Source organism: Streptomyces sp. NPDC052225 (assembly GCF_040679615.1).
In the GTDB taxonomy this organism is placed as follows: domain Bacteria; phylum Actinomycetota; class Actinomycetes; order Streptomycetales; family Streptomycetaceae; genus Streptomyces.
The window spans coordinates 78,639-94,183 of record NZ_JBFAVD010000023.1; the positions used below are offsets into that span (position 1 = coordinate 78,639).

A 15,545-nucleotide genomic window follows, 5' to 3' on the forward strand; every position below is an offset into this window, starting at 1 on the left:
CTGGAGAGGCCGGGGCGGTTACGCCTCGAACACCTCACGCACCAGCTGCTCCTGCTCGGCCTGGTGGCGCTTCGCGGAGCCGACCGCCGGGGACGAGGAGTGCGGCCGCGAGATGCGGCGCAGGCGCTCGCCGTGCGGGATGTCGGCGCCGACCGCCAGGTCCAGGTGGTCGATCAGGTTGAGCGCGATGAACGGCCACGCACCCTGGTTCGCCGGCTCCTCCTGGGCCCACAGGTACTTCTCGGCGTTCGGGAACTTGCTGATCTCCGCCTGGAGTTCGGCACCCGGCAGCGGGTACAGACGCTCGACGCGGATGATCGCGGTGTCGGTGATACCGCTCTTCTTCCGCTCGGCATCCAGGTCGTAGTACAGCTTGCCCGCCACGAAGACGACCTTCTTGACCGCGTTCGGGTCGACCGACTCGTCGCCGATGACCGGACGGAAGCCGCCCGACGTGAACTCCTCCACCTTCGACGCGGCGGCCTTGAGGCGCAGCATCGACTTCGGGGTGAAGACCACCAGCGGCTTGTGGTGCGGGTTGTGCACCTGCCACCGCAGGAGGTGGAAGTAGTTCGAGGGGAGGGTCGGCATGGCGACCGTCATGTTGTTCTGGGCGCAGAGCTGAAGGAAACGCTCCACACGCGCGGACGAGTGGTCCGGGCCCTGGCCCTCGTAGCCGTGCGGGAGGAGGAGCGTGACACCGCTCGTCTGGCCCCACTTCTGCTCGGCGGCCGAGATGTACTCGTCGACGACCGTCTGCGCGCCGTTGACGAAGTCACCGAACTGCGCTTCCCACATCACGAGGGACTCGGGACGCGCCAGCGAGTAGCCGTACTCGAAGCCCATGACCGCGTACTCGGAGAGCAGCGAGTCGTAGACGTTGTAGCGGGCCTGGTCGGGCGACAGGTAGAGGAGCGGGGTGTAGTCCTCGCCCGTCTCCCGGTCGATCAGGACCGCGTGGCGCTGGCCGAACGTGCCGCGGCGCGAGTCCTGGCCGGACAGGCGGACCGGGGTGCCCTCCAGGAGGAGCGAACCGAGGGCGAGGGTCTCGCCCATGCCCCAGTCGATCGTCCCGTCCTCGATCATCGACGCGCGGCGCTGCAACTGCGGCAGCAGACGCGGGTGGACGGTGATGTTGTCCGGGATGTTGACCTGGGACTCGGCGATGCGCTTGACGACCTCCTGGGAGATCGCGGTCTGCACCGGCACCGGGAACTCGGCCTGCGGCTCGGGGATCTCCGCCGCGGCCGGGTGCGAGACGGCCTCGCGGACCTCGGTGAAGACCTTCTCCAGCTGGCCCTGGAAGTCCTGGAGCGCCTGCTCCGCCTCTTCCAGGGTGATGTCGCCGCGACCGATGAGGGACTCGGTGTAGAGCTTGCGCACCGAGCGCTTCTTGTCGATCAGGTCGTACATCAGCGGCTGCGTGAACGCCGGGTTGTCCGACTCGTTGTGACCGCGGCGGCGGTAGCAGATGAGGTCGATGACGACGTCCTTGTTGAACGCCTGGCGGAACTCGAAGGCCAGACGGGCAACGCGGACGACGGCCTCGGGGTCGTCGCCGTTCACGTGGAAGATCGGCGCCTCGATCATGCGGGCCACGTCGGTGGCGTACATGGAGGAGCGCGACGACTCCGGGGCGGCGGTGAAGCCGACCTGGTTGTTGATGACGATGTGGACCGTGCCGCCCGTGCGGTAGCCGCGCAGCTGCGACATGTTGAGCGTCTCGGCCACGACGCCCTGGCCCGCGAAGGCCGCGTCACCGTGCAGGGCGACCGGCAGGACCGTGAAGTCCGTGCCGCCCTTGTTGATGATGTCCTGCTTGGCGCGGACGATGCCCTCGATGACCGGGTCGACCGTCTCCAGGTGGGACGGGTTGGCGGCCAGCGAGACCTTGATCTGCTCGCCGTCGAGACCGGTGAAGGTGCCCTCGGCGCCCAGGTGGTACTTCACGTCGCCGGAGCCGTGCATCGACTTCGGGTCGAGGTTGCCCTCGAACTCGCGGAAGATCTGCGCGTACGACTTGCCGACGATGTTCGCCAGGACGTTCAGGCGGCCGCGGTGGGCCATGCCGATGACGACCTCGTCGAGGCGGGCCTCGGCGGCGGAGTCGATGACCGCGTCGAGCAGCGGGACGACGGACTCGCCGCCCTCCAGGGAGAAGCGCTTCTGGCCGACGAACTTCGTCTGCAGGAAGGTCTCGAACGCCTCGGCGGCGTTCAGCCGGCGCAGGATGCGCAGCTGCTCCTCGCGCTCGGGCTTCGAGTGCGGGCGCTCCACACGGTCCTGGATCCACTTGCGCTGCTTCGGGTCCTGGATGTGCATGAACTCGATGCCGACGGTGCGCACGTACGAGTCGCGCAGCACGCCGAGGATGTCGCGCAGCTTCATCATCGACTTGCCGGCGAAGCCGCCGACGGCGAACTCGCGCTCCAGGTCCCACAGCGTGAGCCCGTGCTCGTTGATGTCGAGGTCGGGGTGCTTGCGCTGGCGGTACTCCAGCGGGTCGGTGTCGGCCATGACGTGGCCGCGGACCCGGTAGGAGTGGATCAGCTCGAAGACGCGGGCGGCCTTGGTGACGTCGTCGTCGTGCGAGGCGTCGATGTCCTTGAGCCAGCGGACCGGCTCGTAGGGGATGCGCAGGGCCTTGAAGATGTCGTCGTAGAACTCGTTCTCACCGAGGAGGAGGTTCGCGACGATGCGCAGGAACTCGCCGGAGGCGGCGCCCTGGATGACCCGGTGGTCGTAGGTCGACGTGAGCGTCATGACCTTCGAGATGCCGAGCTTGTTGAGGGTGTCCTGCGACGTGCCCTGGAACTCCGCCGGGTAGTCCATCGAGCCGACGCCCATGATGACCGACTGTCCGGGCATCAGACGCGGGACCGAGTGGACGGTGCCGAGGCCGCCGGGGTTGGTCAGCGAGACCGTGACACCGGTGAAGTCGTCCATGCCCAGCTTGCCGTCGCGGGCGCGGCGGACGATGTCCTCGTAGGCCTGCCAGAACTCGAAGAAGTTCAGCGTCTCGGCCTTCTTGATGCCCGCGACGACCAGCTGACGGTCGCCGTTGGGCTTCACGAGGTCGATGGCGAGGCCGAAGTTGATGTGCTCCGGCTTGACCAGGGTCGGCTTGCCGTCCTTGACCGCGAACGAGTAGTTCATCGACGGCATGGCCTTGATGGCCTGCACCATCGCGTACCCGATGAGGTGCGTGAAGGAGATCTTCCCGCCGCGGGCGCGCTTGAGGTGGTTGTTGATGACGATGCGGTTGTCGAACAGCAGCTTCACCGGGACGGCACGCACCGACGTGGCGGTGGGGACCTCGATGGAGGCGTTCATGTTCTTCGCGACGGCGGCGGCGGGACCGCGCAGCGTCACGAACTCGGGGCCGGCAGGGGCCTCGGTCGTCACTTCTTCAGCCTTCTTCGGTGCAGGTGCAGGAGCAGGGGTGGCGGTGGCCGGCTGGGGCGCGGAGGCCGGAGCGGCGGCAGTCTGTGCGGGAGCTGCGGCTGCTGCGGGCTGCGCGGGGGCCGGGGTCGCGGGGGCGGCCGGAGCCTGCGCTGCGGGCGCGGGCTGTGCGGCCGGGGCCGCGGGCTTCTGGGCCGGTGTCTTCACAGGCTCAGTCGGCGCAGCCCCCGCGGCTGCGGCACCGGGCTTGTAGTCGGCGAAGAAGTCCCACCAGGCTCGGTCAACCGAATTCGGGTCCTGGAGGTACTGCTGATAGATCTCGTCGACGAGCCACTCGTTCGGACCGAAGGCGGCAGCAGGGTTTTTGCCCTGCCCGGCTTGGTCGGTCTCGGTGGAGATGCTCGAGTTACTGGGGGACTGTGGCGACACGGCGTGAACCGCCCTCTTCCGCTTCTCACAAGGTGATGGACAGCGGGAATAAAGGCTACGCCTCCATCAGCGGGACGTGCAGTCCGGGCCGGTATCCGTCGCGTAAGTCACACTGGAAGCCGTGTTTCGGGCCGGGGAATGGCGGGAAACAACCGGGGTTTGCGTACGTTCGGATCCGCGCCCGGCGCGTTCGCGTACGCCTTGGCGCGGCTTGACCCCTGCCTGACCGAAACCCTACGTCAACTTTGCGTTCTCGGCTCTCCCGGAAGGGTGACCTTGATCCGGCAGCCGCGTGCCGATTCAGCCACGCCTATCCGGCCGCCGTGCAGGTCCACCGCCCAGCGCGCGATGGCGAGGCCGAGGCCCGTGCCGCCGTCGCCCTTGCCGCCGTTCTTCGCGTCGCCGCGGTTGAAGCGCTCGAAGACCCGGTGCCATTCGGACTGCGGGATACCGGGGCCCTCGTCGAGGACTTCGAGGTCCAGGGACTCCGGGTACGGGCCGCGCCGGGCCCGTACGGTGACGCGGCCGTGCGCGGGGGAGTGCTTGACCGCGTTGTCGATGAGATTCGCCACGACCTGGTGGATGCGCTCCGGGTCGGCGTGCGCCGTCAGTTCGGGGGGCGAGACGTCGAGGTGCAGGTGGACGTCCGTACGCGTATGGGTACCGGAGCCCGAGGCGATCCCGGCGCGCTGCGAGACGGCCATGTTCGCCTCCTTCAGGACGCCCGAGAGATAGGGCCAGACCTCGAAGCGGCGGGCCTTGAGCGGCACGACCCCGTTGTCCAGACGGGACAGGTCGAGGAGGGTCTCGACGAGCCGGCCGAGCCGCTCCGTCTGCTTCAGTGCCGTGCGCATCGTCTCGGGATCGGGGCTCATCACCCCGTCGACGACGTTCTCCAGGACCGCGCGCAGGCCCGCGATGGGGGTGCGCAGTTCATGGGAGACATTCGCCACGAGTTCCTTGCGCTGCTGGTCCTGCGCGGACAGCTCGTCGGCCATGCGGTTGATCGTGACGGCGAGGTCGCCCAGTTCGTCGCGGCGGCTGTCGCCGCGCACGCGGCGCGTGTAGTCCCCGTTCGAGATGGAGCGGGCCACCGTGTTCATCTCGTCCAGCGGCGCGGTCAGCGAGTGCGCCACGAACTGCGTGATCAGCAGGGTCGCGATGATGGAGAAGACGGTGATGAAGCGGAGCTCCGTCGCCGTGTACATCGCCACCATGAGCAGACCCGTGGTGATGAAGACGGAGACCACGACGAGCGTGCCGAGCTTCGCCTTGATCGAGAACGGGCGCAGGCCGCCTGATGCCCAGTGCGGGTTGAGGGGCGGCTTGGGCGCCCGTGCGTGCGGTGCCCGGTCCCCGGCGCTCATGGGGTCGGCGTCTCCAGTGCGTAGCCGACGCCGTGCACGGTGCGGATGCGCTCCGCGCCGATCTTCCGGCGTAGCGCCTTGATGTGGCTGTCGACGGTGCGGGTGCCCGACGCGTCGGCCCAGTCCCACACCTCGGCGAGCAGCTGCTCACGGGAGAGGACGGCGCGCGGCGTGTTCGCCAGGCAGACCAGGAGGTCGAACTCGGTGGGCGTGAGGTGGACGTCCTCGCTGCGCACCCGCACGCGGCGCTGCGCGTGGTCGATCTCCAGCTCGCCGAGGCGGAGGATCCCGCTGCGCGGGGTCGCGGCGGCGAGCGCGGCCCGCTCGACGCGGCGCAGCAGGACGTGCACGCGGGCCGCCAGCTCTCTCATGGAGAACGGCTTGGTCATGTAGTCGTCGGCGCCGACGCCGAGCCCCACCAGCATGTCGGTCTCGTCGTCGCGGGCCGTCAGCATCAGCACCGGAACCGGGCGCTGGGCCTGGACGCGGCGGCAGACCTCGAGGCCGTCGAAGCCGGGCAGCATGATGTCGAGGATCAGCAGGTCGGGCTGCCAGGCCTCGGCCGTGTCGACCGCCGAGGGGCCGTCCTGTGCGGTTTGCACGAGGAATCCCTCGGCACGCAGCCGGGCGGCGATGGCCTCCACGATCGTGGGGTCGTCCTCGACGACGAGGACCCGTCGCTGGGCACCCGGCGCCGCCGTGCTGGTGTTGTGGGAGGTGTGTGTCTGCTCCATCGCCCCGCCCCTGAGTGCGCGCCCTCGTGACGCGCTTGACGCTTGAATGATCTGGGTTTCGGACGTCAGCGTACGGGGAGTTACCGCCGGTCGGCTACGCGGCCCTTACTGCGAGGTGCACCACGTCGGGTACGCCTCGGACAACGGGGATCTCTTCGGTGCGGACCGCCCGGAATCCGGCATTCCGCAAGGTTCTTTCGAAATTTGCGGAGGGCTGTGCGGACCAAACGGCAAGCACACCACCGGAGTTGAGACGGGCCGCGCAGGCCGCGAGACCTGCGGGGGAGTAGAGGTTCTCGTTGTCCTCGGTCACCGTCCAGTCCGGTCCGTTGTCGATGTCGAGGCAGAGAGCGTCGTACGTCGCGGAGGTTGTGTGGATGTGGTGGACGAGATCGGCCTCGACGATCTCGGTGCGCGGATCGGCGAGCGCCGCGGCCGACAGATGACGCAGCGGCCCTTCACGGTGCCAGTCGATGATCGCCGGTTCGCGCTCGACGACCGTGATCCGGCCCCAGCGCGGATCGGCCGCCGCGTGGGCGAGCGAGAAGCCGACGCCGAGGCCGCCGATGAGGACGTCGGGGTGTTCGCGATCGCCAGGCAGCGCGTCCAGGGCCGCGTCCACGAGCAGCCGCTCGGAGCGGCCGTCGGACGTGTCCATCAGGAACGTGCCGTTGGCGATGATCTGGAGCAGGTCGCCACGCCGCCGCAGCACGACTTCGCCGAAGGGGCTCTCGCGGCGGTCCAGGACGACGGTGTTCTCTTCCGGGTACGCGGTGCTCATGCGGAACAGTTTTGCGTACGGGCTGCGGGGAGCGGGAGACGATTTCGCCGGACCTTAGGGTGGGCGCACGGAGCGCGGCCCGCCGGTTGCGGACGCCGTGCGCGGCTGTGAGGTTGCTGTGCATCGCGTCTCACGTGTCGCCGGTCACTGACAACCGCGCCCGGTGGGGCGAAGGGTGGGGTCGATCGGCACGAAAGGGGTGTCCCGCGTGGAACCGGATGTGACGGCCGACGCCGACATACGCGGCCTGCGCGACCCGCGAGGCCTGCTGCCCGCCGTCCCCGCGCAGCCCGGGGCGCCCGCCCTGGAGCGGGCGACGCGAGGCCGCTTCGCCCGGCTGCGGCCGTGGCGGCTGCTGCCGACGCCGACCGGGACGCCCTTCACCTTCACCTACGCCGTCGTCCTCGCCGCCACCTCCCTTTACATGGAGTTCGGGGACCCGGACACGGTCTCCTCGCTGCTGCGTGCATCCAGCACCGATGTCGCCCATCTGGCCCAGACGCCGGTGCTCGTCCTGCTGGCCAGCGCCCTGTGGATCGCGGGCGGCATCACGTCACCGTTCGTGATCGCGTTCGTCGTGGTGCTGACCGCGCTGGAGCGGCGCATCGGCGGCCTGCGCGCGGCCGGGGTCTTCCTGCTCGGCCATGTCCTCGCGACCCTCGCCACCGAGGTCCCGGTCGGGCTCTCCGTGATGGCCGGGCACCTGCCCGACAGCTCCCTGCACCGCCTCGACTACGGCATCAGCTTCGGCGTCGCCGCGAGCATCGGAGCCCTCGCCGGACTGCTCACACTCTGGCCGCGCCTGCTCGTGCTGCTCGGGTTCGGCGGGATGCTCGTCGCGGACCTGGTGGCGTTCACCGATCCGCTGAGCAACTGGGGGCATCTGCTGGCCCTCGCGATCGGTGTGGCGACGTGGCCGCTGGTCCGGCGGTGGCGGAGCCGGCCCCCGGCCGGCCGAACCGCACGAGGCAGTGCCACATCTGCTTGATGTACTGAGGGACTTCGTCCTGGGTGCCGTACGAGGACCGGCTCGCCGGTGATCTCACGACGAGGGCCAACCCGGCAGACGGGGCCCGGGCGAAGGCGCGGGCCCAGTGCTCAGCGTGGCCCTACGTACGTCGCGTTCGTCAGCGGAGCCACGATCCGCCAGCCCACCGCCTCGTACAGGAGGCGGCCCTCGGGGGTGCACGCCAGGACCGCGCGGGTCGCGCCCTGGGCGTGGGCCGCCGCCTGGAGCGTGCCCATGACGACGCGGCCGAGGCCCTTGCGGCGGTGGTCCTCGGACGTCTCGATCTGGTCGACCACCGCGCTCGCGCCGGTCGGCGCGACCTGGCCGCGCGCCGCGAAGGAGCCGTCGGCGTCGGTGATCAGGAGGCGGGTGACGCCGCCGCGCGTCCAGGAGTGCAGCCGGTACCCGGACGGGACCGCGGGGGCCGCTGCCGGTGCCAGGTCCGTCGTCATCAGGTAGTCGCCCGAGCCGTACGGCTTCCATGCGGGGCCGAGCCAGGGCAGCACCCGCGCCGGGTCGGCGAAGACCTTCAGGTGCGTGTTCCGGCCGCGCGTCGACTCGGCCGCCTTGCGGACGTCGTCCTCGCGCACCGCGTCGTTCGTGGCGCCGATGACGTGCCGGCCGACATGCTGCGGCAGACCCACGTGGATCGTGTAACCCCACGGTTCGACCAGCGGGGGAGTCGCCCCGCGCGAGACGACCCAGCCGTCGACCCACTCCCGTACGTGATCCACGTCCGCGCCCATGCCCACTCCCGGATGTAATGGTCGATGTCGATGAGTGAACCTTACGTAGGGCGGGATCCGCCGCGACAGGGGTGATCGCTCAGAGCGAACGCGCGGCTGGGAACATTCGAAGGCGCCCATGCATTGAGTCGACATAGCTCAACTTGACTGCCTAGGGAGAGATCATGGCTTCGACGTCCAACCCACTCACCCTGCCGGTGCTGCCCCTCGACGACGAGGTCGTGCTGCCCGGAATGGTGGTGCCGCTGGACCTGAACGACACCGACGTGCGCGCCGCGGTGGAGGCCGCTCAGGCCGCCGCCCGCTCCAGCGGGCCCGACGGGGGAACCAAGCCGAAGGTGCTCCTTGTTCCGCGCGTCGACGGCACGTACGCCAACACCGGCGTGCTCGGCACCGTCGAGCAGGTGGGACGCCTCGCCGACGGCGACCCGGGCGCCCTCATCCGCGGCCGCGGCCGTGTGCGCATCGGTGCGGGCACGACGGGTCCCGGCGCCGCCCTGTGGGTGGAGGGTGTGACCGTCGAGGAAGAGGTGCCCGACCCGCTGCCCGGCGCCGTCGCCGAGCTCGTCAAGGAGTACAAGGCGCTCGCCACGAACTGGCTGAAGAAGCGCGGCGCCTGGCAGGTCGTGGACCGCGTCCAGGCCATCGACGACGTCTCCGCGCTCGCCGACAACTCCGGCTACTCGCCCTTCCTGAGCACGGCCCAGAAGGTCGAGCTCCTGGAGACCGCCGACCCGGTCGCCCGCCTCAAGCTCGCCACCGCGCAGCTGCGCGAGCACCTCGCCGAGCAGGACGTCGCCGAGACCATCGCCAAGGACGTGCAGGAAGGCGTCGACAAGCAGCAGCGCGAGTTCCTGCTGCGGCGCCAGCTCGAAGCCGTACGCAAGGAACTGCGGGAGATCAACGGCGAGCAGGAGGGCGAGGAGTCCGACGACTACCGCGCCCGCGTCGAGGCCGCCGACCTGCCCGAGAAGGTGCGCGAGGCCGCCCTCAAGGAAGTCGACAAGCTGGAGCGGTCCAGCGACCAGTCGCCCGAGGGCAGCTGGATCAGGACCTGGCTCGACACCGTCCTCGAACTGCCCTGGAACGAGCGGACCGAGGACGCGTACGACATCCAGGGCGCGCGCTCCGTCCTCGACTCCGAGCACTTCGGGCTCGACGACGTGAAGGAGCGGATCACCGAGTACCTGGCCGTGCGCAAGCGGCGCGCGGACCGCGGGCTCGGCGTGGTCGGCGGGCGGCGCGGCGGTGCCGTGCTCGCGCTCGTCGGTCCTCCGGGTGTGGGAAAGACGAGTCTCGGTGAGTCCGTCGCCCACGCCATGGGACGCAAGTTCGTGCGCGTCGCGCTCGGTGGCGTACGGGACGAGGCGGAGATCCGCGGACACCGGCGTACGTACGTCGGCGCGCTGCCGGGGCGGATCGTGCGGGCCATCAAGGAAGCCGGGTCGATGAACCCGGTCGTGCTCCTCGACGAGATCGACAAGGTCGGCTCCGACTTCCGGGGCGACCCGGCCGCCGCCCTCCTCGAAGTGCTCGACCCCGCGCAGAACCACACCTTCCGGGACCACTACCTGGAGGTCGAACTCGACCTGAGCGACGTCGTGTTCCTGGCGACCGCGAACGTCCTCGAGTCCATCCCCGAGGCGCTGCTCGACCGTATGGAGCTCGTCCGGCTCGACGGGTACACCGAGGACGAGAAGGTCGTCATCGCCCGTGACCACCTGGTGCCGCGCCAGCTCGACCGGGCCGGGCTCGACAAGGACGAGGTCGTCATCGGCGAGGACGCGCTGCGCAAGCTCGCCGGCGAGTACACGCGCGAGGCCGGCGTCCGCAACCTGGAGCGGGCCGTCACGCGCGTGCTCCGCAAGGTCGCGGCGCAGCACGAACTCGGCGAGCGGGAACTGCCGTTCACCGTGGGTGAGGGCCATCTGCGGGACCTCATCGGGCGGCCGCACCACGTGCCCGAGTCCGCGCAGGACCCGGCCGAGCGGCGCACCGCGGTGCCGGGTGTCGCGACCGGGCTCGCCGTGACCGGTGCGGGCGGTGACGTGCTCTTCGTCGAGGCGTCCCTGGCCGACCCGGAGACGGGTGCGGCGGGTCTGACCCTGACCGGTCAGCTCGGCGACGTGATGAAGGAGTCCGCCCAGATCGCCCTGTCCTTCCTCCGCTCGCACGGCGCCGAACTGGAGCTGCCCGTCGCCGACTTGAAGGAGCGCGGCGTGCACATCCACTTCCCGGCGGGTGCGGTGCCCAAGGACGGGCCGAGCGCGGGCGTCACGATGACGACGGCTCTTGCGTCGCTGCTGAGCGGGCGGCTCGTCCGTACGGACGTGGCGATGACCGGGGAGGTGTCGCTGACGGGGCGGGTGCTGCCCATCGGCGGCGTGAAGCAGAAGCTGCTGGCCGCGCACCGGGCGGGGATCACCACGGTGATCATCCCGAAGCGGAACGAGGCGGATCTGGACGATGTGCCGGCGGAGGTGCTGGAGAAGCTGGATGTGCATCCGGTGACGGATGTGCGGCAGGTTCTCGAACTGGCGCTTGCTTCGGCCGAGGTGAAGGTTCCGGTCGCTGCCTGATCGTCTGTGCGGGCGAAAGCGGCCGGACTCCGTGGGGGTGTCCGGCCGCTTTCTCCTTCAAGCGCGTGGGTGCTCAGCCGTTGGCGAGCGCCTGTACGCGGTCCAGCGCGCCGTTGAACTTGTCGTGGTCGCCGACCGTCGGGCCTGACGACGTGTACTGCCACATCGTGTAGTAGCCCCAGCCGGCCGGCAGCGTGCCCGGGTCGGAGGCGTAGCGGGCGATCCACAGCGGGTTGGCCGTGGCGAAGCCGCCGTAGTTGCCCGTGCACTGGGTCCACCAGCTGGTCGCCGTGTAGATGACGGCGTCACGGCCGGTGCGGGCCTTGTACTGGTTCAGGAAGTCCCGGATCCAGGTCACCATCCCGCTCTGCGTCTTGCCGTAGCAGGCGGCGCCGTACGGGTTCCACTCGATGTCGAGCGCGCCCGGCAGCGTCTTGCCGTCCCGCGACCAGCCGCCCCCGTGGTCCACGAAGTAGTTGGCCTGCGTGGCGCCGCTCGTCGTGTCCGGGGTCGCGAAGTGGTACGAGCCGCGGATCATGCCGACGTTGTAGGAGCCGTTGTACTGCTGCGCGAAGTACGGGTTCGTGTAGTACGTGCCCTCGGTGGCCTTGACGTAGGCCCACTTCACGCCGCTGCCCCAGAGCGTGGACCAGGAGACGTTGCCCTGGTGGCCGCTGACGTCGACGCCCTCGGTCTGGGTGGCGCGGGTGACGGGGCCCTGGCCGGTGTCGCCGTCGTGCGACGGGACGCCCATGCCGAGGTAGGCCTCGCCGCGGGTGGGGGTGTCGGCGGCCTGGGCCGCACTCGGGAGGGTGAAGAAGAGGGAGAGCGCTGCGAGCAGGGCTCCGGCCGCGGTGGCGCGGGTGCGGCGGCTGGTTCCGGGTCTGTGCACGGGCATGGGAGTGCCTCCGAAGGCCTCGTGGGGGATCAGGGGGTGCTGATCGGTGACCTGTGCTGGGCTGACCTGTGCGGCAGCGCGCCATCGACATGTCGATGCTGTGGACATGCCATGCGGGCTGTCGTGCATGACGCTACGCATGTAGACCTGGGGGAGGGAAGAGGGCCTGGATGCCGCCGTTGGTCTACTCCTGCGAAATACTGGCGGAGCTGCGGCGATGGCGGCGATTGGCGAAAACTTTCAGAATTCGGAAACCCGGGGAATCTCTGGCCATGGGTGCTGACGTGCACGAAGACGGGAACGGCGAGCGGCGGAACGCGGAACGCGACGCGAACTCCGCCCCCGCGCCGACTGGTGTGGACCACGAATTCCTGGCCCTGGAGCGGGAGTTGACGGTGTTCCTGCGCCGCGCCCGCGCCTCCTCCGGGGAGATGGCCCGCGAGGTCCATCCCGACCTGGAGCCGGCCGCGTACGGGCTGCTCGTCCGCCTCGACGAGTGCGGCGCGCAGCGGGCGACCGCGCTGGCCGCGTACATCGGGGTCGGCAAGGCGACGATGAGCCGGCAGCTGCGCGCCCTGGAGGACCTCGGGCTCGTCTCCCGCGAGCCCGATCCCGCGGACGGGCGGGCGTGGCTCGTCTCGCTCACGGAGCGCGGGCGCGAGAACTTTCGTGAGGTGCGGGATGCTCGGCGGATGCGGTACGTACGGCAGTTGGCCGGCTGGGATCGGCTCGAGGTGGCCGAACTGGCTCGGTTGCTGCATCAGTTGAATGCCGGGGCCGAGTAGCGCGGCACCGTCTGGCTACCCTGTCGCTCTGCGAGCGACGGGGGCGGTGCGAGTGGCCGGTGGTGTGGCGCGGTGGTACGGGCGGGCGGCAGCGGGGGCGCTGCTGGCCGCCGGGGTGGTCGCGGTGTGCGTGCTCGCGCATCTGGGGTGGGTCCGGGCGGCTGAGGATCGCTTCGCCACGCGGGCCGCGGAGCGGCAGGCGGCGGGGGAGGAGGCAGCGGCGCGGAGTGAGGCCGATGAGGCGGCGCAGCGTCGCAAGGCCGGCGACCGCTATCGCGCGAAGAAGCACCCCGCGCGCACGGGGACGACGACGATCACGGTCTCGTCCAACGGCATGGAGGTGGAGCAGGGCGGAACGTGGAGCGTCGAGGCCACGCACCGTCTGACCTTGCCCAGTGGCGACCCGATGGTGGGTGACCTGCGCGGAGGAACGCAGAAGCTCGTGCGCTGGCTGCCGTTCACGATGAGCGACTACTCCGGCATCGACGACTGTGCGATCAAGCGTCTCGAGCAGGACGACTTCGAGAGCAACCGGGTCGACCAGAGCGGATCCGTCGTCCGTGTCGCCGCGTCGAGCGATTGGCAGGGCCGAGAGAGCTTCACCAGTTGTTCCCGGTATCCCTCGCCCCTGGCCCATTTCGCCCTCAAGCTGAAGACGGACGGCACTCTCCTGGGCAAGGGGGGCCTCTACGACAGCTGGAAAGTAGTCGTCCGCACCAAGGGATACCGGATCGTGGCCCTGGCCGGCGGCCGGGTCGTGGAACAGGCGGGCAGCAGTGCGGAGTTCACTCTGAGCGAGCGCGGCGAAGCCGACGTCTATCTGGACCGGGCCGACGGCATCGGGCGCGAGATCGGTGACGTGATGGTGCTCAGCTCGGCGCTGCAGGACAGCCGAGTTCCGTTGCGGGAAAGGCTCCTCCTGGCGGCGGCCATGGGCGCCCTCGCGGCCTGTCTCGTCGTGCCGTTCCTCGGCCGGTGGGCCCCTGCGGCTGCCCGGCGCCGGTGGGAACTGACGGGCGCGGGGGCGGCCGTGGTCACCGGGGTGCTGCTGGCCGGGACGCTGGACGACAGCGCGGAGACCCAACTGCGGGGCACAGCCCTCGTCGTGTGGGGGTGGGTCGTGCTTCCGTTGCTGGTCGCGTCCTGGGCCGTGCGGGCCGGAACCGGCAGGCCGCCCGGGGCCGGCCGGCTCGCGCTGCTCGCCCTGCCGGGCGCGGCCGTGTTCGCTCCCGCGGCGGTGCTCACGGCGCAAGGGCGGTCCGGGCCCGTCCTGTTCGTGCAGGGTGCCGCGGCGGTGGGCGCGGCGGGCGCCGTGGCCCTGGTGCTGCGGGCCGGGTTCCTGGGGCCGATCGGACGGCGCTGGGCCGCGACCGCGGCGGCCGTGTCGGCGGTGGCGGTCGCCGCGGCCGGTCCCGGCACGGGACTGCCGCTGGGCGACGAAGCCGTCTACGGGATCGACACGGGCACGGCCTGGGCGAACGCCAACTCGCTTGCCGCGTGGGGTCTTTGCTGGTTCTGGCCCGCCGCGCTCCTGGTGACGCTGTGGGTCCTCGGGATACCGCGCGGGCCCGCGGCTCTCGCGGCGGCCGGCGCCTGGTGGCTGCTCGCGGCCGACGGCAACGACCTGTACTCCTGGGGAAGGATGCAGGACGGCGCCTGGTACGACGTCGGCATCGGCGGGACCACAGCGGCGAATCATCCGCTCGTCGTCGTGCAGACCCTGGTCGTCTGCCTGGCGCTCGTGACGCTGCGGCCCACCGGCGGCGCCGCAGCAGGGCACTGGCCCCGGTACGCCCGCCCGGCCGTGCTCGCACTCGGTGTGGCCGCGGTGGGCACCGTGCTCACGGAACAGGGCTTCGCCAGTTTCGTGTACGACAGCCATCAGGACAGCGGGCTCTTCCTCGCCCTGGCCGTCGCCTCCGTCGGCTTCGCCTGGCTGATCCCGCTGTCCGGGCAGAGCGAGGCGCTGCGCCTGCACGGCGCGACCAGCGCCGGGCACACCCGTGCCGTCCACCGCCTGCTGAAGGATCAGACCCTGGCGGCAGGGCGGCGCACGTTCCTCGGCGGGGCACACTCCGCACTGGCCGACGGTACCCTCACGGCACGTCAATGGAGCGCGCGGTGGCGGGAGTTGGGCGGCCGTGCCGAGGGCGGCAAGTCTCCGCAGCAGCGCTGGCAGGAGGTACGGGCCGCCGCACTCGGCTCCTCCGGCGGCCGCACCGCCTGGCGCAACGGGATCGCCGCCGCCACCCTCCTCGCCGTCCTCAGCCTGCCCTGGACCGCCTACACCCTGCCGTCGAAGGTGGTCGGCATCGACAGCGGCGAGGCCGCCGAAGGCGTGGCCGTCTGGTCGACGGCCCTGCGGTGGCCGCTGTACGGATTCGTGTACGGCTATCTGTACTCCTGGCTGCGCGGCAGAACACCCCTGGGCAAGGCGATGTGTCTGCTCGCCGTCGTGCTCCCCGCCGAACTGGCGTCACTCCTCTACCAGGGCATGGAACCCGCCGAGTTCGGCATCAAGCTGCTGCTCACGAGCGGCGACTGTCTCGCCGTGTTCCTCGTCCTCGGCCTGTACTGGGAGGCCCGCCAGGTCAGGGCCGCCGGGCTGCGCTGGGGGCAGATCCGCAACTTCCGCTCCCTGTCCACGCTCGCCGTGCCCGCGACGACGGTCGTGGTCGCCGTGGCCACCGCGCTCGCCACGGCTCTTGTGGGCTTCTGGGCCGTGCCCGACCAGACCGCGGAGCAGACGCCGCCGCCGGTGACCGGAAGTCCGACGCCCGGCCCGAGCGGTCACTGACCCGCCCGGCCGCGGCCC

The 15,545-nt window shown here is 70.6% G+C and carries 10 protein-coding genes; 4 read left to right on the forward strand and 6 right to left on the reverse strand.

What is annotated here, in order from left to right; translation table 11 throughout:
* Nucleotides 1–18: 18 nt before the first annotated feature.
* From AB0L37_RS28740 to AB0L37_RS28755, 4 genes are all read right to left on the reverse strand, one after another.
* Complete coding sequence (locus AB0L37_RS28740; protein WP_365511479.1) at nt 19–3,831, reverse strand: multifunctional oxoglutarate decarboxylase/oxoglutarate dehydrogenase thiamine pyrophosphate-binding subunit/dihydrolipoyllysine-residue succinyltransferase subunit; 3,813 nt, start codon at nt 3,829–3,831, stop codon at nt 19–21.
* A gap of 239 nt (nt 3,832–4,070) precedes the next feature.
* A complete protein-coding gene (locus AB0L37_RS28745; protein ID WP_365511482.1) occupies nt 4,071–5,198 on the reverse strand; it encodes a HAMP domain-containing sensor histidine kinase in 1,128 nt (375 codons plus the stop codon).
* A complete protein-coding gene (locus AB0L37_RS28750; protein ID WP_338700385.1) occupies nt 5,195–5,932 on the reverse strand; it encodes a response regulator transcription factor in 738 nt (245 codons plus the stop codon). The genes AB0L37_RS28745 and AB0L37_RS28750 overlap by 4 nt, the downstream gene beginning before the upstream one ends.
* Before the next feature lie 94 nt (nt 5,933–6,026).
* Nucleotides 6,027–6,713, reverse strand: coding sequence for a spermidine synthase (locus AB0L37_RS28755; protein ID WP_365511485.1), 687 nt, complete (start codon nt 6,711–6,713; stop codon nt 6,027–6,029).
* A gap of 304 nt (nt 6,714–7,017) precedes the next feature.
* Here AB0L37_RS28755 and AB0L37_RS28760 point away from each other — a divergent pair, with 304 nt between their 5' ends.
* Entirely contained in the window at nt 7,018–7,701 is a 684-nt protein-coding gene (locus tag AB0L37_RS28760; protein WP_365511656.1) for a rhomboid-like protein, read from the forward strand.
* 110 nt (nt 7,702–7,811) lie between these two features.
* Here AB0L37_RS28760 and AB0L37_RS28765 read toward each other — a convergent pair whose 3' ends face one another.
* The gene (locus tag AB0L37_RS28765; protein WP_365511488.1) at nt 7,812–8,468 is read right to left on the reverse strand and encodes a GNAT family N-acetyltransferase; all 657 of its coding nucleotides are present in this window, start codon (nt 8,466–8,468) and stop codon (nt 7,812–7,814) included.
* 164 nt (nt 8,469–8,632) lie between these two features.
* On the opposite strand from AB0L37_RS28765, the gene lon reads away from it, so the two are divergent.
* The gene (lon, locus tag AB0L37_RS28770; protein ID WP_365511491.1) at nt 8,633–11,047 is read left to right on the forward strand and encodes an endopeptidase La; all 2,415 of its coding nucleotides are present in this window, start codon (nt 8,633–8,635) and stop codon (nt 11,045–11,047) included.
* A gap of 73 nt (nt 11,048–11,120) precedes the next feature.
* Here the strand turns inward: lon and AB0L37_RS28775 are convergent, their stop codons facing one another.
* Nucleotides 11,121–11,945 (reverse strand): lysozyme, encoded by an 825-nt coding sequence (locus AB0L37_RS28775; protein ID WP_365511493.1) that lies wholly within the window; start codon nt 11,943–11,945, stop codon nt 11,121–11,123.
* 284 nt (nt 11,946–12,229) lie between these two features.
* Here AB0L37_RS28775 and AB0L37_RS28780 point away from each other — a divergent pair, with 284 nt between their 5' ends.
* Both AB0L37_RS28780 and AB0L37_RS28785 read left to right on the forward strand, forming a co-directional pair.
* Nucleotides 12,230–12,730: a MarR family transcriptional regulator gene (locus AB0L37_RS28780; protein ID WP_365511659.1), complete on the forward strand. Its 501-nt coding sequence runs from the start codon at nt 12,230–12,232 to the stop codon at nt 12,728–12,730.
* A 52-nt stretch (nt 12,731–12,782) separates the two neighbouring features.
* Nucleotides 12,783–15,527, forward strand: coding sequence for a hypothetical protein (locus AB0L37_RS28785; RefSeq protein ID WP_365511495.1), 2,745 nt, complete (start codon nt 12,783–12,785; stop codon nt 15,525–15,527).
* Nucleotides 15,528–15,545 lie beyond the last annotated feature (18 nt).